Here is a 16,986-nt window from a genome sequence, read left to right as displayed (position 1 = left end):
CTGCCTCCCGGTCTCAGCCGTGCCGCAACAGTTGGCTGACTTCCAGCGCGACCACGGAGATCACGGCCGCGATCTCCGTGCGCAGCAGGCGCTGATGCGTCTCGCGTGACGGCTCCCGCCGCAACAGGCGCCGACGCATCCACCACCAGCCGTAAGCCGTCGCTCCGTAGAGGCACAGCCGCCACACGAAGAAATGGCCGGCATGCGCCTGCAGCCAGTGCTGCCAGCCTTCGACGCCGCCGACCACGTGGATGCCGGCGATGTTCACCGCCACCGCGGCGGCGGCCACCAGCAAGGTCCACAGCAGCGCCACGCCGACGCGGCGGTTGAACAGCCATGGCAGCCGCAGCCAGGCCAGCCGGCTCATGGCGTACCGCTCCGCGGCTTCTGGACTTCCCGCAGACGGTCGCGTGTGGTGTCGCCCTCGAAGACGCCGCGCGAACCGGCAGCGCGGGTGCTGTGGCGCTGGATGATCGCCATCGCCGAGTTGCCGGCCAGCGTGCGGCGCAGCTCCAGTTCGGTCTTGAGGTTGTTGATCTCCTGCTCCAGCGCGCTGTTCTCCTGGTCGACCGCCTGCACGGCCAGCTCGTTGGCAGCGACGTTCGGCTCCTTCTTGCCGGTCAGCAACGTGCGTTGCAGCAGCAGGGCCTTCTCCAGCACGCTGGACAGCGCAGCCTCGGACGCGAGGCGCCGGCCCAGCACGTCCTGGTCGGGTTCGTCACGCAGGGCCTCGATCACGCCGCGGGTGATCGGCAGCGAGCTGCTGCCGGCTGCGTCGAGATTGGCCAGCGTCGTCGGCCGGGCGCCCGTCACCAGTTCCTGCAGCGCCTGCAGCTTGGTCTCGTACTCTTCCTGGATCATAGGCGTCAGCCCGACGCCAGGCGTGGTCTGGGTCTTCGTGCAGTTTTCGCAGGTGCGCTGCTCGCGTTCGCCCAACACGCGGGTCGCCCAGTCCGCGGCCGCCTGGGGCGAGGACCAGGTTTGGCAGGTCAGGCGGTTGCCGCAGGCGCTGCGCGCGATCGACGAGGTATCGGTGGCGCTGCGCCCGTTGAGCAGGTTGTAGCCCGCGCGCGTCACGTCGCCGACCACCTTGATCGAACTCTGACCGGAGCCGCCCGCGTTGCCGCCGCCGACCCATGGCACGCCGTTGTTTCCTTTGTTGGACTCGGCCTGCTCGATGGCGGAGACGGCATCGGTGCTGCTGACCGCATCCCGCAGCGCCATCCCTTCGGCGAGCTGGTCCCAGCCGGCCTGGCCGCCGGCCATGTCCGCCATGCGATTGGCGATGGCGCGGCAGGTCATCTTCGAGCGGTCGAAATCCAGGCGCGCCTGCAGGATGCCGTTGGTGAGCAGGTTGTACAGGCCCGGGTCGGCGCGCTGGATGATCAGCGCCGGCAGCGAGGCCACGGCGCTGGTGGCGTTCTGGATCACGTTGCTCATGATCGTCTGGAAGCCGTTGGTGATGCCGTTGAGCTGGTTCTGCAGCGTCGTGGTGATGCTCATGTCGCCGCAGATCAGGTTGCTGTTCCAGCCGACGCCGACGCCGATGCTCTGCATGTTGCCGGCACCACCCATCGACACGGCCCGGCCGCCGCCGATGCTGTAGAGCACGTCGTCGCCGATCACGCTGCCGCTGACGTTCACGCCATTGGGATCGATGCGGGTCTGCGCCCAGGCGACGCCGACGGCCAGCGTGATGGCCGCCACGAGCAGCGTGGCCCGCAGGGGCGATTTCGCGCGGCGCAGGAAGTCAGGGAGGGAGGCGTTCATCGTGGGTTCCTCACATGAAATCGACGCTGCCGAGGAAGACCTGGCCACGGCGCCGGCAGCAGGAGTACGGCCGCCACAGGGCCCAGGCGTAGTCGCCTTGCTGGGCCTGCACGCGGGTGCGGCTGTGCGGGAAAACCACGCAACTGTTCGAGAGCGTGGGCGTCAGCTCCTGCCACTTGCCCGTCGAGGCGTCGGTCTCCATCAACGCGCCGGCCGGCCAGTAGCCGTCGCGGGCGTTGGCCAGCAGTGGCTGGTACACGTGAATCTGGTTGCGGCGCGTCACGATGTCGCCCGCGCGCTGCGCGACCACGGCGCCGCTCTTGTGGTCGTCGGTCTGGTGTAGGAAGCCACCGCGGGGATACACGTTGCCCCAGAGGTTCAGGCCGGTGCGCGTACCGATTTCGCGCCGGCCGGGGATGAGCGCTTCGGGGTAGAACGCTTCCGGGATGTTGTAGCGCCAGGCGATCGTGTCGAGCGTGCTCAGCAGATACGGCATGAAGGCCGTGCCCGCGCCTTCGCAGGTGTAGCCGGAGGCGCTGGCGAACTGGCTGAACACCATCCCGGCCGGATGGCCGATGACATCGGCGTTCTTGAACTTGGCGAGGTTGTTCTCGTTGTCGTGGTTGGTCGTGCCGTCACCGCCAGCCTTGGCGGTCGGGTTGGGCATGCTCATCGCCCTGACTTCCAGCCACGGGTTTTCGCCAGTGTTCGAGTAGCTCGACACCACCGCATCGGGGACGTAGTGGCGCACCTTGACGGAGGTGCGAACCGAGCAGCCGAATGGCGTGCAGTACAGCCAGTAGCAAATACCCGCGATGCGGTACTCCAGGCAGTCGGGGGACAGCGCCGACGAGACGATGGTGGCGGTGTCCAGGGCGAACGTTGGCGTGGCCGCGCTCAGCAGCAGCGAGGCGACGGTGGCGCGCAGGCGCCGGGATGCCAGCAGGAGGCTCATGGCTGCGTGCTCCGGTAGGCGTTGATGCGCGCGACGGCGCGGGGCACGTCGGGCTCGCCGTAGACCACGTAGCGTCGATCGACCACCACGGCGGGAATCTTGGCGATGCCCAGCCCCCAGGCATCTGCGACACCCTGATAGGCATGGCCGATGCGGCGCTGCAGGGCCTCGCCGCCGTCATGCAATCGCTGCCGCACCAGGTCCGCGGCCTGTAGCGGGTCGGCCGGCAGGTGCGCGGCGAGTTCGACCTCGATGCGCGTGGCGTGGTCCAGCTCGATGACCCGCACGCCTGCCGGGGCCTCCACCGGATGACGGCTGTCGGTGACGACGAGCACATCGGCGGCCGCCGCGACGGGACCGAGCAGCGCGGCGCACAGTCCAGCGGCCAGCCTGGCGGCCAGGGGGCGCCGCGAGGCGGCAGGAAGGTTGAGGGAATGAGCCGGCATGGCGCGTCTCCGAGGAGTCGATGCAGGCTCGTAGTCGAGCGCAATGCAGATGAGGGAACGACAAAGAAACCGAAACCGGTCAGCCCCGATTCCCTGCGGACCGGCGAAAGGAAACGGGAGCCAAGGGCTCCCGTGGTGATGAAACGAGTGCGCTACAACATGCCGGCTTCTGCGAACGAGTACGGACTGCCCTTGCCGACGATGAAGTGGTCCAGCACCCGGACATCGACGGTGGCCAGAGCGCTCTTCAGCCGCTCGGTGATCGCACGATCGGCGGCCGATGGCTCGGTGGTCCCCGAGGGGTGCTGATGCGCCAGGATCAGCGCCGAAGCGTTGAGCGCCAGCGCACGCTGGACCACCACCCTCGGATACACCGAAGTCTGGTCGACCGTGCCCTTGAACAGCGGCTCGTAGGCGAGCACCTGGTGCTGGTTGTCGAGAAACACGACGGCGAAGATTTCGTTCGGCTCCGCGACCAGTTTCAGGCGCAGGTAGTCGCGCACGGCGGCGGGACTGCCCAGCGCTGGACCGGCCTTGAACACGCGGTTCTCCAGCAGGGTGATGGCCTGCCGGATGATCCAGTCTTCGTGCTGGGCGGCGATCAGGGTGAGCGACTCCGGGCAGGAGTCGGCGATGACGAGAGACATGGCGAACCTCCAATGGATGAGATCGGAGGGCGCCTGCCCCTGGAGGGCAAACCCTCCTGGGGACGATGGGGATGGAACAGGTGATGAGCGGGCATCCGCCACCGCGGATGCAGTGGCTGTTCGCGTCAAGGGATGCGATGCGAACGGGTTTCGATCAACGCGGACGAGCCGCGCCGCAGCCTTGAAGATCGATGGCTACCTGGGCATGTCACCGGCGACGCCGGCGGGCATGTCTGGGGAATGGGCGGGTTCGGCTGCGGTCGTGCTGCCGGCGGCGAGCAGGTCGATGGCCGACAGCAAGGCATCGCCTTCGACGGGGCCGTGCAGCAGGAGGGTCTTGCCGGACTCGCGGTCGCGCAGTTGCAGGGCCGGCGTGGCCGCGATGCCCTGCTGTGCTGCTTCCGCCGCCTGGGCACGGATGACCGCATCGGGGCGATCGCTGTCGAGACAACCCTGCATGGCTGGCGTGAGGTCGGGATAGCGCAGGCCCTCCGGCAGGCCCTGGCCGTCGCCACGGGTGTGCGCGTAGAGCCACGCCACGGCTTGCCAGAACGTGGCATGTCCGCCGGTCTCGCCCGCGCACTCGGCCAGGCGCGCCCCGGCAGTCGCGGCCGGCTCGTGCATGGACAGCGGCAGGTGGTGCCACTGCCAGTTCACCTCGGGGTGGGCGTCGATCCAGCGCTTGAGCGCGGGGAAGTAGGCCCGGCAGTACGGACACTCCAGGTCGGCGTACCCGACCACCGTGAAGCGCGCATCGGCACGGCCATACAGCCAGGGCGGGCCGGCCGGTTTCGACGCTTCGGCCCCGGCGGCGGCCAGGGGCATCGACTCGGTTGCCGGATGCGGCACGCGCAGCAGCATCCACGAGGCAACCGCAATCGTCGCCACGATCAGCAGACCGATCCAGGGATGACGGCGGGCGAAGGAAGGCAGGCGCATCGTGTCGCTCCCGTCAGGCCAGCGTGTCCAGCGCCAGGGGTTCGATGCCCCTCGCACGGTCGATCTTCTCGGCCACGCGGAAGGCGGCATCCAGCTCGCTGATGCCGTGCTGCTGCATCAACTGGAAGCGTTCGGCCTTCTCCTCGGGCTCGGTCATCGCCATCGCCAGGTAGAGGCTGGGCGGCACGGCGCGGAACAGCACCTCCATCGACTTGGACAGGATCACGCCCTCGCTGAACTTGCCGGCCTCCTTGCGGGCCGAAAGCATCAGCGCCTTCTGCGAAGCGTTGAGTTCGCGGAAGCGCGCGATCTTCTCGACTTCATCGGGCGGCATCGACAGGCAGACCCACCACTCGATCATGTTGAGCATGGGCTCGGCCGCTTTCGGCAGGTCGTCCAGATTCTGCGTGGCGAGCCAGAACCAAGCGCCGAGCTTGCGCCACATCTTGGTGATCTTGACCACGTAGGGCGCGAGCAGCGGGTTCTTCGTGATGATGTGGCCTTCGTCCGTCACGTTGATGATCGGGCGGCCCAGGAACTGGTCGCGCTCGGCGATGTTGTTGACGGTGTTGATGAGCGAGATGTAGGCAATCGAGAGCTGGGCGTTGTAGCCCTCGCGCGCGAAGGTGGCGAGATCCACGATGGTGATGTCCGCCTCGGGCCACGGCGTGCCGGACCGGTCGAACATCTCGCCGTCCACGCCCTGGCAGAACATATCCATGGCGTCGGCCATCTCCAGCAGCCGTGCGCGCCGCATCTCCGGCAGCGTGGCGTCGCGGGCGCGCTCGCGCAGCGCGTCGCGCACATCGCGCGTGAGCACCGTGCGTTTGTCCGCCACGCAATGCTGGGCCGCATCGAGAATGCACTGGCGGATCAGGCTGCGATCGGCGCGCGTCATGCGCGCTTCTTCCTTGTCCTCGCCGCCGGTGATCATCAGCCGCGCAGTGATTTCCAGCTCGCCGAGCACGTCGCGCTGCTCGTCGCCTTCCACGGCCATGCCGGCATCGGACTGGTCTTCGTCGAGCGCATCGGCGTCCAGCGTCTGTACCTGGCTCGGCGTATCGACCAGACGCCAGGCGTCGGCGAACGGAGCCAGACTGACGCCCGCGCCGGGCGCGAGCTTCACGCGATGCACGGTGAGGCCCAATCGTGCCGCGAAGTCGCCGAACAGGCCGAAGCTGTTGCCAGCCTCGACGATGAACAGACGCGGCCGATAGATCGCCGTGACTTGGTTCAGGATGTTGTTGAGCGTCGCGCTCTTGCCCGAACCCGTGGGGCCGAACAGGAACAGGTGCGCGTTCATCTGCCGGTCGAGGCGGTTCAACGGATCGAAGGTGATCGGGCCGCCGCCGCGGTTGAAGAACGTGATGCCCGGATGCCCCGTTCCCTGGCTGCGGCCCCAGACCGGCGCTAGGTTCGCCGCATGTTGCGCGAACATGAGCTGGGTGTACCACTGGCGCTTGTCGGCAGCCGGATCGAACACGCACGGCAGCCAGCGCAGATAGCTGTTCAGCGGCGCCACCTCGTCCTCTTCGCGTACCGGTTGCAGGCCGGCGTTGAGCATCACGTTGACGAGCTGCAGGCCGCGCGCATCGAGCTGGGCCAAGTCGCGGCCGCGCAGGTAGAACGCCAGCGCGCCGCGGTAGAGCTTGTGCGCGCTGCCGATCAGGCCGCGCGCCTGCTGCACGTCCTGGCGGGCCTGCTCCGAGGCCAGGGTCTCACCGACGGCCTTCCTGGCGAGGTGGTTGAGGTGCGCCTCCAGCACGTCCTGGGGCGTGGCGACCAGCGTCAGGCACATCACCGTGTCCTCGGGCATCTGGTCGAACAGCGCGTTCATGGCATCGCCGCCTTTGCGCGTCTCGCCCGTCAGATGGCCCGTCACGGGTGGCGTGCGCAGGCGATCCATCACGATCACCCGATGCGGCATGCCGTCGAAGAACCACAGGCCGTTGGGCACGTCCGAACGGGGCTCGCCGAAGAACAGGCGCTGCGCGAAGTCGGTGCCGCTGGCGAGTTCGATCTCGCCCTCCTCCCGCTCTTCCGGGTAGCGGGTCAGCGCGTAGAAGCGTTCCCGGTCTTCGGCAGTGGCGCCGAGCAGGGTCGGATTCGGGTTGAACCAGCGCAGCAGCCAGGCGTGGATGTCCGCCGCGCCGAGACGCCGAGCCTTCACGCCGGCATTCGCCAGCCCGCCGGCGAGGCGGTCGCAGATCGTGGTCAGCGCCTGCTCGGGCGACTGGCCGCGCCGCGGGGCCGGGGCCGCGGACGTGCGGCGGTAGACCACCATGCGCACGCGCCGCACCTGGCCGCGCCACGGCAGGCGCGTCACCGTGGTGTCCTCGAACAGGCCGCCCGGCTTGGCGATGGCCCGCAGGTGATGGGCGAAGAAGCGCAGGTAGAAGTCGCTGAACGCGCTGCCCTGCGCACGCGGCTGCAGATAGTTCGCCAGGGAGCGCAGATAGTTGTCCCAGTCGGCCTCGTCCTGGGCGTAGAGCTGCACCACCCAGGGGTTGTCGTCCAACTCGTCAAAGGAGTCCTGCAGGGCGTTCTCCAGCGCATCGCGCGCCTGCCACAGCCAGGCCATCTCGCGGCCCTCGGTGCCGACCGGCGCCAGTTCGAAGAAGGCCGCCACCGACTGGCCGTCTTCCAGCAACATGCACTTGCTGCCGGGCAGGTACTCAACCCAGGGCAGCAAGTCCGCGAACGACGGCGCGACGCCATAGAGCGCATCGTGGTCGTCCTGGGTGGCCGGCCTGCGCCGGCCCCGGACGAGCGCGCTGCCCGGCTCGGCGACACCCTGTGCCGCCAGCGCCGTCACGTGCCGCGCCCAGGCATCATCGGTCGCATCCGCGGCGTCAACAGGCGATGCGTCGGACTTGCGTGACCACGGCAGCGACCAGGCCATCAGTAGTCCTCCACGCGCTCGCCCGGCATCGCGTACTGCACGCGCTGGTAGAGCGGGAACACCGTGCTGTAGCCGGGCACCGGCACCGGGTCGGTGCCCGCCAGGTGCGGGAATACGTACATCACCAGGTCGGGGTTCGGCAGGCGGTGGAACTTGCGGTAAATCTCGTTCTGCGCGGTACGGGTGTAGCGCGCCTGCACGCCGGGCGCCGCCTGCACATCGGCCTCGGTCAGCGGCCGGCGCAGGCCCTGGCGCGCGTCGAGCAGTTGCCGCGCGGCCTGGCCGCCGCCCGCGCTGCCGCCGGTCTCCTGATGCCAGATGTCGAGCATGGTGCTGTCGCCGTGCGGCAGCAGCTTCTCCTTGCTGGTGGCGCAGCCGCCGAGCAGAGTGGCCGCCAGCAGCACGGCGGCCGCGTCAATCCAGATCCGAGGCATGGGCTTCTCCGGTGCGGTGGTGGACCCGACGCCCCTTGGCGTCGTAGTCGATGTCGAGCGGCTGCTCCAGATGCACGGCCACCCTGGCGCCCGGCTGCACGTAGACCGCCGCGAAGGCCTGGCCGTAGAGCTTGTTGACCCAATCGGCCATGTCGCGCACGCCGCCCGCGAGGATGCGGCCCATCGCTTCGTTGCCGCTGATGCCGACGGTGCCCAGCGAGCCGTTGCTGTTGGCGACCACGGCCACGCTGCCGTTGTCGGACTTGATGAGCGAAGCGGCGCCCGCGCCGGCCGCGGTGATGAGCGCCTGGCTGCCCAGGTACTGCTGGGCGTTGCTGCGCCGCTCGCCGCTGACGCAGGGAATGCCGTAGGGGTCGCTGATCCAGCCCAGGCCGCCTTGGATGCTGGCGCCGTTGTGACCCGCGTTGCCGCCGCTGCTACCGCCCTTGCTACTGTCCTCCGGCACCGTGCGGATGGTGCCGTCCTGGAATACGAACGTGACCGAGCGGATTTGCCCGCGCACGCACGAGAGCGTCCAGTCGCCCGAGGCCGTGCCGCTGACCACGGCGCCGGCCACGTCGGGGATGTCGATGCCGTTGGCCGTGAGGTTGTCCGGGCCGATCAGCACCTTGAACGGATAGGGATCGTTGACGGTTCCATCGATCGGCACGCGCCCGATCAGCGCCGTCATGGCAACCGACCCCATGAGCGTCGAGTTCGATGGCACGGTGTAGACAGCCTTCGTGGATGCGCCCACCGCGCGGCTGCCGACGTCGGCGACGGATTCCACTGCGGCCGACAGGCTTTTCTGGGCCGACCCGAAGCTCAGGGGAAAGCTCGGCTCCTTGCTGCCGTTCTTGGCGTCGACCTTGGCATCGTCGGGCTCGACCCACTGCGTGCCACCGGCGCCGCGGTCGAAGCGCTGGCCGTCACCCTCTTCGAGCCCCAGTCCGACGGGCAGGTCGGACGGGCCACCCTTGCCGGCAAGGCCGTCCAGTTGCCGCTGCAGATCCTGCAGCAGCCCCTGGGTCTGCTGCCTGTCGCTGGCCACCTGGTTGCGTTCCTGCTCCAGGCGGTTGCGTTCGCCTTCCAGCGCGCTCTGGATGCGCTGGTCGATCGCGCTTTCCCGCGCACGCAGGCGCTCGTTCTCGGCCTTGTGCTGCTTGTTGTCGCCGAGCGCGCTCTGCAGCTCCGTGCGCAACTGCTTCACCTGGGCCACCAGCGTGGCAACGGTATCGCGCGGCGTGTCGCCTGCGATGCCCAGGGCTTTCATCTCCTCGGGCGTGAGCGTACTGGCCGCGCCCTTGGGGGCGGGTTGGCCGCCGGGGGCGCCGGAGAACAGTTTGATGCCGACGAACACCAGCAGCAGCGCCATCGGAATCAGCAGCCACTTGAGCAGCGGATTACTCTTCATCGCGCGCTCCTCCGGTCGAGCCGGCCGCGGCGGCCGGCGGCAGGTTCACGGCGGCGTCGATCGGGCTCAGCGCCGGCAGCAGCGACTCGGCCAGGCCGTGGCCGCGCGTGACCAGGTAAAGCACCGTGGTGTCGGACGGGGTGCCGGCCGGCCCCAGGTTCGGATGCTGGAAGGTCGCCGCCACGAAGTTCCCCTGCAGGGCGCGCGGGTCGAGGTCGAGCCAGCGCGCGGCGGTGTTGGTGAGTCGCACGGCCGTTACCCACTGGTCTTCCAGGCGCCACGCGGCCAGTGCCCGCGCGTGCACCGGCAGCGTCGGCAGCAAGGTGTCCAGCGCGAGGCCGCGGCGCAGGTTCACGCGCCCGATGCCGGCGACCGGCTCGACGGTGCGCAGCGGCGCGTACAGGTTCTGTGCGGCATGGCGCGTCAGCACGACCGGTACCGGCGTTTCGCGCCGGGGAACGGATTTGTCTACGGGCGCATCGGCCTGCTCGTCCGCGCCGCTTGCTGCACCGCCTCCGTAGCGCTTCGCCGGGGCTTCCGCTTCCACGATGCGCACCGGTTCCAGCGGCGCCTGGCCGTCCTTCGCCGGCTCGGCGGCGATGTCGAGCAGGATCAGCGCGCCGGATTCCACGTCCTGCAGTTGCAGCCGCGTGGGCGGAATCGGCTCGCTCGCCCGCAGGTAGATCGCGCCGCCCGCACTCTGCACGCGCAGATGGTCGCCGACGCTGGCCGGCACGCCGACGCGCACATTGCGGTCGATGAAGACCACGCGCTCCTGGCCGACCACCAGCGGCACCGGCAGGGGCAGGCGCTCCCAGCGCAGGATTTCCACGGCCTGGCTGGCCGGCACGAAACCGAGGGTCAGCAGGACGCCGGCCAGGGCCGACAAGGCAACGGGCTTCATGGAGAGTCTCCCTGCAGGTGGCCGGAGGCGTTGGCGGGCGCGCCGGCCTGGGTCGGCGTCGGCGGCGTTTCGATGCGCTGGGGTGCACTGGCGTAGCAGTCCAGCGCCAGACCAAAGGGGTTGTGCTCGGGGTCGATGTCCAGCCGGACGACTTTGATGGGGTAGCGCACCAGGGCGCGCTTGACCTGCTCGGAGCCGTAGTATTCGTCCGCGCTCACGTCGAGCGTGACGATCCAATCGCGGTCGGAGACCACCTTGACGCGCGTGGCCGGATCATCGCCGTAGCCGCGGCCGGGAATCTCGTAGATGCCGCGCACGCGCTGACGCAGCTCGCCACTGGCGCGCCGGTACTCGTAGTCCTGTTGCAGAAAGGCCCGGCAGCTCGGTGTCAGGTAGGCCGACAGCGCGCGCAGGTTGCGCGGATAGTCTTCTTCGCCGTTCGTGGGCCAGCGCTGCATCTGCTGCCAGATGTAGAACGAGAAGGCATACACGCTCTCGGGCGGCACGTCCCACCACTTGCGCGTGCTGCCCGAGCGCAGGTCCGGCGGCACATGGATGGTCAGACTCTTCGGCGCACTCCACCAACCGAAGCCGAGCAGCAGCGCCACCACGAACAACGCGCCGGCCCCCAGACGCAGCGTCTTCACGTGCGCCTGCAGGTGCGCAACCTCGTTCTTGAAGCGGCTCATGGCGCACCTCGATCGGCGTTGCGCCGGGTCGCCCAGTAGCCCGCGCGGGTGATGAGGCGCTGCCCGCCCAGGAGCGCTGCCAGCGCCGGGTGCCGCAGGGCCAGCCGCCACTGGAGCTGCCGGTACAGCCAGGTGTCGGGCCGGCCACGCTTCTGTGCGCGCAGGAAGCCACCGCCGACGAAGACGCCCAGCGCGATGCCGGCGACGATCAGCGTGGGCACCATGGCGATGCTGTGCGTGAGCCAGGCCAGCGGCAGGCCGAGCGCGAACCCGGCGGCGGCCGACAGGCCGGCGCAGATCCACAACTCGTCGGCGGTCAGCCCGCGCACGACCACCGGCTGGCGGTTCAGCCGGTGCGGCAGGAAGGTCACCAGCGTGTCGCGCGGGGTCTCCGAAGGGACGGCCATCGCTTGCCGCCCTTACAGCACGCCGGTGGCTTTGGTGAGCAGCCAGATGCCGACCACCAGCAGGATTGCGCCCACGGCGACCGTCAGGCCGAACTGGCCCCAGGTGGCGCGGCCGGTGTGGATCTCCGAGTAGCGTGTGTAGGCGTGATAGCAGACACCGACGAACATCGAGGCGACCACGAGCAGCGCGATCAGCAGCACGATGTCGTAGCCGTAGTTCTGCAAGGTCTGCAGGATGCCGCTGCCTTGGCCGCGCGAAGGGTCCTCCATGGTCGGCAGGCCCTGCGCGAAGGCCGACAGCGGCAGGCCCGCGAGCGCCAGCGGCAGCAGCGGAGCGGCGATGCGGGACGGAATGCGATGGGATGTCGTTGGAGTGTTCATGGCGTATGGCCCTTCGTGACGGTCAGGAGAGGAGGAAGAAGGTCAGCACCAGGTACATCGCCACGAAGCGCACGACGACGGCGAGGAACTGACGTTCAGTGATGCGGTGCTCGGCCCAGCCGACGTAGGCGGTGCGCATGGCCCACACGCCCCACAGCAGCAACACGGCGAACACGAAGCCCAGCACCACGGCAGCGACGGCCGAAGGCGCAAAGCCGCCGTTGGCCTGGAAGGCGGCGACCTGATCGGCAGAGGGCGTCATGGCGACGGCTCCTCGTCGTCGGCGCGGTCGCGGCGGACGTAGTCGCCGGCCAGCGGGACGGGATCGCGCGGCTGGGCGCGCTGGGGCACGAGGTAGTCCTGCAGGCCGGCGCGAACGCGGTTCAGGTCGGCACGCAGTCGGGCGTAGTCGAAGTGGTAGCGGGCGCGTTCCTGCGGAGCGGTATGGGCGGCGTGCTCGGCGAGGCGGTCGAGCAGGTCGAGTTGGCGGGTGAGCGCGGCGAGCTGCTCACGCTCCGAGGCGAGGCTGTCGGCAGCGGCGGCAGGCTGAAGCGCCGAGAACGACACAGCCAACACCACGGCAAGCGCAGGCCATGCGGATGTGCGGCGGTTGGTCTGTCCCATCGTGCCATTCCCTGTTGAAGCGGATGGCCAGATGCTGTGGCGCGCTCTCGCTTTGCGCCGCAGGGAATGGGAACTACGGCATGACCGGATTTGTTGGTCGCGCTGGCCGACATTCGCGCAATGCCTGGTGGATTTCTTGTTGGCTAGCGCCTACCACCCTTTGGTAGAATTGGGCAAACTTGGCAATCCAAAGTCACGAAAGACCAAACCAGATGGTTTTCAGATGAGTGAAGTCGAAAGCGAGATCCTCACGCTGGAGGAAGTCGCGGCCTACCTCAAAGCCGGCAAACGGACGGTCTATCGCCTTGCCCAGAAAGGAGAGATTCCGGCGTTCAAGCTTGGGGGAACCTGGCGCTTTCGCCGCTCGGAGCTGGATCGGTGGATCGCCGAAAGCATCAACAAGACGAAGCCGGAGGCCGAGTGAGCGCGGACCATGCCAGCCGCCGAATCACGCTCGAGGAAGAACAAGGGGAGGATCGCCGTTGACGACACAGCAGCTTCTGACGCCGCACCAGAGCCAGTACTTTGCTTGGCTGCTGACCAGGCGTGCAGCAGGCGACTCCGTGGAGTCGCTGGCTTCGACTTTGGTCGATTCGCAAGTCGATCTGAATCCTCATCAAGTCGAGGCCGCACTCTTCGCTTGCCGCAACCCCCTCTCACGCGGCGTGATCCTCGCCGACGAGGTTGGTCTGGGCAAGACCATCGAAGCCGGCTTGGTCCTTTCCCAACGCTGGGCCGAACGGCGGCGGAAGGTCCTCATCATCGTTCCGGCGAACCTGCGCAAGCAATGGCATCAGGAGTTGCAGGACAAGTTCGGCCTGCAAGGGCTGATCCTCGAAGCCAAAAGCTACAACGCAATCCGAAAACAGGAGCGGCAGAACCCGTTCCTGTTCGCGTCCGGTCCGATCATCTGTTCCTATCAGTTCGCGAAGGCCAAGGCTGACGATGTCAAGGGCATCGACTGGGACTTGGTCGTCCTCGACGAAGCGCATCGCCTGCGCAACGTCTACAAGACCAGCAACGTCATCGCCAAGACCCTCAAGGAGGCGCTGTCGCGCGTTCACTCCAAGGTGCTCCTGACCGCGACGCCGTTGCAGAACTCATTGCTCGAACTCTATGGACTGGTCAGCTTCATCGATGACCGCGTGTTCGGAGACCTTGATAGCTTCCGCTCGCAATTCACTGGCAGAGAGCAATCCTTCAGCAGCCTGCGTGACCGGCTGGCCCCCATCTGCAAGCGCACCCTGCGCAAACAGGTTCAGCCCTACGTGTCGTACACAGCGCGCAAGGCCATCGTCGAGGAGTTCACGCCGTCGAGCGAAGAGCAGGAACTTTCCAGGCTCGTCGCCGATTACCTGCGCCGCCCCAACCTCAAGGCCCTGCCCGAGGGGCAGCGCCAACTGATTTCGCTCGTACTATGGAAGCTGCTCGCCTCCAGCACGCACGCGATTGCGGGTGCGTTGGAGACGATGGCCAAGCGTCTCCAGGGTGTGCTCGACGAAGTCACCGAGGCTCCCGATCTGGTCGATGAACTCGACGAGGATTACGAGTCGCTCGACGAAACCGCCGATGAGTGGAGCGACCAAGACTCAGATGTCGAAGCATCGAGCCGAACGGAACGCGAGGCCATCGCGCAGGAGATCGACGAGCTGCGCCACTTCAAAGCGCTGGCAACCAACATCCGGGACAACGCCAAGGGCAAGGCGCTACTCACCGCGCTGGATCGCGCCTTCGCCGAACTGGATCGGTTGGGCGCGGCCCGGAAGGCCATCATCTTCACCGAGTCCAAGCGCACGCAGGAATACCTCCTCAACTTGCTGGCCGACACGCCATACGGCGACGGCATCGTGCTCTTCAACGGCACCAATAGCGACCAGCGTGCGCAGGCGATTTACAAGGACTGGCTGAAGCGCCACGAAGGCACCGACCGCATCACCGGCTCCAAGACTGCCGACACCCGTGCGGCACTGGTCGAGCACTTCAAGGAGCGTGGCAAGGTCATGATTGCCACCGAGGCCGGAGCCGAAGGCATCAACCTCCAGTTCTGCTCGCTCGTCATCAACTACGACCTGCCGTGGAACCCGCAGCGCATCGAGCAGCGCATCGGGCGCTGCCACCGCTACGGTCAGAAGCACGACGTGGTGGTGGTCAACTTCGTCGACCGCAGCAATGAGGCCGATGCACGGGTGTACGAGCTGCTGTCGCAGAAGTTCCAGCTCTTCGAGGGCGTGTTTGGGGCTAGCGACGAAGTGCTGGGTGCCATCGGCTCCGGTGTCGATTTCGAGCGGCGTATCGCCGAGATCTACCAGAACTGCCGAGAGCCCGAGGAAATCAAGTCCAGCTTCGAGCAACTCCAGCTCGACCTCTCCGGCGAAATCAACGAGGCGATGGTCAAGACGCGCCAGGTCTTGCTTGAGAACTTTGATGAGGAGGTGCAGGAGAAGCTGCGCATGCGGGCCGACGACAGCCGCAACGCGCGCAACCGCTTCGAGCGCATGCTGATGGACTTGACCCGCGCCGAACTGGTCCATTGCGCCGCGTTCGATGACGACGGCTTCGATCTCCGCCACATACCGACTGGAGTCGAGCACGGCGGCCTCGCGGGCATCGAGCTGGGGCGCTACGAATTGCCCCGCCGCTCCGGCGACGCGCATCTATACCGCATCAATCATCCGCTGGCGCGATGGGGCATCGAGCAGGCCAAGGCTCGCGCACTCAACGGGGCTCGTCTTGTGTTCGACTACAACGCCCACGGTGCAAAGATCAGCACGCTTGAAGCCTGGCGCGGCAAGGCCGGATGGCTCACCGTGAAGCTAATCTCGGTCGAGACACTCGGCAACCAGGAGCAACATCTGCTGGTTGCGGCGGGCACGACCGACGGCGTCGTGCTCGCGGAAGAAGACCCGGAAAAACTGCTGCGCCTGCCCGCGACCACGCAGGCGGCCAGTCTGTTCAACGCCCCTGATGCCACCCTGCTGGCCGACGTGGAAGCCCGCAAGACCGCACTCCTGCGCGACGTCAACGAGCGCAACCTCGGCTACTTCGAGCAGGAAGTCCAGAAGCTGGATGCCTGGGCGGACGACCTGAAGCTCGGTCTGGAGCAGGAGATCAAGGAGATCGACCGCGAGATCAAGGAGGTGCGCCGAACCGCCGCGACCTCGCCGACGCTGGAAGAAAAGTTGTCATGGCAGAAGAAGCAGCGCGAACTGGAGAGTAAGCGCAGCAAGCTGCGCCGCGAGTTGTTTGCCCGGCAGGACGAAGTCGAAGCGCAGCGCAATGACTTGATCAGCCAGCTTGAAGTGCAACTCCAACAGCAGGTCGAGGAGCGCACGCTGTTCACTGTCGAGTGGGAGCTGGTGTAATGACTAATCAAGTAGCACCGTTAGACCTGCGCATGACCAGGCCGCGGTTGAAGCGTGCCAAGAATTGAGGAGAGCGAGATATGGCTAGCGGAAAATTACTGCGGCAACTCATCAAATCGGGAACGCAAGGCGATGCTTCGGGCTTTCGCGCGGCGTCCGAGGCAGTGATCAAAGAGGAGCGCGAGAAGAACCATCATCTGCTCGCAAATGACCTTGAGCGTTTACTTTACGGCGATCAGGCAACGGTCGGGAAGAGTGCGCGGAAGCTGCAAAGTTTGCCCAGCGTGCCGACAAATAAAGACAACGGCCTTGCGCTACTAGAAGAGCGTGCCGTGATTCGAGAGGAGAAAGACATCATTCTCTCGGATGCTTCGCAGTCGGCACTCGATGAAATCCTGATGGAGCACAACCGGACGGACGTGCTTCGATCCTATGGCCTGCAACCCGCGCAGAAGCTGTTGTTTTGCGGGCCTCCCGGCTGCGGCAAGACGCTGGCCGCCGAAGTCATCGCGCATTCCCTGTCCATGCCGCTCATCCTCGTTCGGCTGGACTCGGTCATCTCGTCGTTTCTGGGAGAGACGGCCGCCAATTTGCGCAAAGTGTTCGATTACGTCGCAACGCATCCCGTGGTCGCATTGTTCGATGAATTCGACGCCCTGACCAAGGATCGTGGCGACAGCGCCGATCATGGTGAGCTCAAACGCTCCGTAAATGCCGTCTTGCAGATGATGGACGGTTATCGAGGCGAGAGCATCCTGATCGCCACCACCAACTACGAAACCTTATTGGACAAGGCGGTTTGGCGACGCTTCGATGAGGTTGTGCGCTTCGAGATGCCGAATCTGGAGCAGATCAAACGCTTGTTAGCTCTGAAACTCTCCGGTGTCCGCCGCAATTTCGAGCCCGACGATGGCCAGGTGGCATCCGTGTTCAAGGGCATGTCGCACGCCGACATCGAGCGGGTTCTTCGGCGCTCCGTCAAGGAAATGATCCTGTCCGGCCGGGAGTTCCTGGAGAAAAGCCACCTCGATACCGCGCTTGCCCGTGAGTATCGTCATAAGAGTTAAGGGATGGAGGGGGAGGCATGGCCTATGAACACTTGCGCTTGGAGC

Annotated in this window: 18 protein-coding genes; 3 read left to right on the top strand and 15 right to left on the bottom strand. The window is 66.9% G+C overall.

Annotated features, from left to right (window positions below):
• Positions 1 to 13: 13 nt before the first annotated feature.
• The 15 genes from N5C88_RS18385 to N5C88_RS18315 form a co-directional block, all read right to left on the bottom strand.
• Entirely contained in the window at positions 14 to 367 is a 354-nt protein-coding gene (locus N5C88_RS18385; protein WP_088446828.1) for a hypothetical protein, read from the bottom strand.
• Entirely contained in the window at positions 364 to 1,770 is a 1,407-nt protein-coding gene (locus N5C88_RS18380; RefSeq protein ID WP_023115031.1) for an integrating conjugative element protein, read from the bottom strand. Before N5C88_RS18380 ends, N5C88_RS18385 begins: the two co-directional genes overlap by 4 nt.
• Before the next feature lie 10 nt (positions 1,771 to 1,780).
• Positions 1,781 to 2,725, bottom strand: coding sequence for a TIGR03756 family integrating conjugative element protein (locus N5C88_RS18375; protein ID WP_088446829.1), 945 nt, complete (start codon positions 2,723 to 2,725; stop codon positions 1,781 to 1,783).
• Positions 2,722 to 3,171, bottom strand: a complete 450-nt coding sequence (locus tag N5C88_RS18370; protein WP_088446830.1) for a TIGR03757 family integrating conjugative element protein — start codon at positions 3,169 to 3,171, stop codon at positions 2,722 to 2,724. Before N5C88_RS18370 ends, N5C88_RS18375 begins: the two co-directional genes overlap by 4 nt.
• Positions 3,172 to 3,323: 152 nt before the next feature.
• The gene (radC, locus tag N5C88_RS18365) at positions 3,324 to 3,818 is read right to left on the bottom strand and encodes a DNA repair protein RadC (RefSeq protein ID WP_088446831.1); all 495 of its coding nucleotides are present in this window, start codon (positions 3,816 to 3,818) and stop codon (positions 3,324 to 3,326) included.
• Between the two features lie 195 nt (positions 3,819 to 4,013).
• Complete coding sequence (locus N5C88_RS18360) at positions 4,014 to 4,757, bottom strand: DsbA family protein (protein ID WP_088446832.1); 744 nt, start codon at positions 4,755 to 4,757, stop codon at positions 4,014 to 4,016.
• A 13-nt stretch (positions 4,758 to 4,770) separates the two neighbouring features.
• The gene (locus tag N5C88_RS18355) at positions 4,771 to 7,659 is read right to left on the bottom strand and encodes a conjugative transfer ATPase (RefSeq protein ID WP_088446833.1); all 2,889 of its coding nucleotides are present in this window, start codon (positions 7,657 to 7,659) and stop codon (positions 4,771 to 4,773) included.
• The gene (locus N5C88_RS18350; protein WP_034005108.1) at positions 7,659 to 8,093 is read right to left on the bottom strand and encodes a TIGR03751 family conjugal transfer lipoprotein; all 435 of its coding nucleotides are present in this window, start codon (positions 8,091 to 8,093) and stop codon (positions 7,659 to 7,661) included. The genes N5C88_RS18355 and N5C88_RS18350 overlap by 1 nt, the downstream gene beginning before the upstream one ends.
• On the bottom strand, positions 8,074 to 9,507 hold the full coding sequence (locus N5C88_RS18345) for a TIGR03752 family integrating conjugative element protein (RefSeq protein WP_077566018.1): 1,434 nt from the start codon (positions 9,505 to 9,507) through the stop codon (positions 8,074 to 8,076). Before N5C88_RS18345 ends, N5C88_RS18350 begins: the two co-directional genes overlap by 20 nt.
• On the bottom strand, positions 9,497 to 10,411 hold the full coding sequence (locus N5C88_RS18340; protein WP_088446835.1) for a TIGR03749 family integrating conjugative element protein: 915 nt from the start codon (positions 10,409 to 10,411) through the stop codon (positions 9,497 to 9,499). Before N5C88_RS18340 ends, N5C88_RS18345 begins: the two co-directional genes overlap by 11 nt.
• Positions 10,408 to 11,100 (bottom strand): PFL_4703 family integrating conjugative element protein, encoded by a 693-nt coding sequence (locus N5C88_RS18335; protein ID WP_088446836.1) that lies wholly within the window; start codon positions 11,098 to 11,100, stop codon positions 10,408 to 10,410. The genes N5C88_RS18340 and N5C88_RS18335 overlap by 4 nt, the downstream gene beginning before the upstream one ends.
• Complete coding sequence (locus tag N5C88_RS18330) at positions 11,097 to 11,507, bottom strand: TIGR03750 family conjugal transfer protein (protein ID WP_088446837.1); 411 nt, start codon at positions 11,505 to 11,507, stop codon at positions 11,097 to 11,099. The genes N5C88_RS18335 and N5C88_RS18330 overlap by 4 nt, the downstream gene beginning before the upstream one ends.
• A gap of 12 nt (positions 11,508 to 11,519) precedes the next feature.
• The gene (locus tag N5C88_RS18325) at positions 11,520 to 11,888 is read right to left on the bottom strand and encodes a TIGR03745 family integrating conjugative element membrane protein (protein WP_003294215.1); all 369 of its coding nucleotides are present in this window, start codon (positions 11,886 to 11,888) and stop codon (positions 11,520 to 11,522) included.
• 22 nt (positions 11,889 to 11,910) lie between these two features.
• Positions 11,911 to 12,150 (bottom strand): TIGR03758 family integrating conjugative element protein, encoded by a 240-nt coding sequence (locus tag N5C88_RS18320; protein WP_003294214.1) that lies wholly within the window; start codon positions 12,148 to 12,150, stop codon positions 11,911 to 11,913.
• A complete protein-coding gene (locus N5C88_RS18315) occupies positions 12,147 to 12,512 on the bottom strand; it encodes an RAQPRD family integrative conjugative element protein (protein WP_088446838.1) in 366 nt (121 codons plus the stop codon). Before N5C88_RS18315 ends, N5C88_RS18320 begins: the two co-directional genes overlap by 4 nt.
• Before the next feature lie 223 nt (positions 12,513 to 12,735).
• On the opposite strand from N5C88_RS18315, the gene N5C88_RS18310 reads away from it, so the two are divergent.
• From N5C88_RS18310 to N5C88_RS18300, 3 genes are all read left to right on the top strand, one after another.
• Complete coding sequence (locus tag N5C88_RS18310; protein ID WP_031754989.1) at positions 12,736 to 12,936, top strand: helix-turn-helix domain-containing protein; 201 nt, start codon at positions 12,736 to 12,738, stop codon at positions 12,934 to 12,936.
• Positions 12,937 to 12,994: 58 nt separating this feature from the next.
• Entirely contained in the window at positions 12,995 to 15,874 is a 2,880-nt protein-coding gene (locus tag N5C88_RS18305; protein ID WP_088446839.1) for an SNF2-related protein, read from the top strand.
• Positions 15,875 to 15,954: 80 nt separating this feature from the next.
• Complete coding sequence (locus N5C88_RS18300; RefSeq protein ID WP_003141003.1) at positions 15,955 to 16,941, top strand: ATP-binding protein; 987 nt, start codon at positions 15,955 to 15,957, stop codon at positions 16,939 to 16,941.
• Positions 16,942 to 16,986: the final 45 nt, after the last annotated feature.

It is taken from the genome of Achromobacter sp. GD03932 (genome assembly GCF_029839485.1).
Classification (GTDB): domain Bacteria; phylum Pseudomonadota; class Gammaproteobacteria; order Burkholderiales; family Burkholderiaceae_B; genus Achromobacter; species Achromobacter bronchisepticus_A.
Note: the sequence above shows the minus strand (reverse complement) of the source record. Positions and strands in the feature narration are given on the sequence as shown.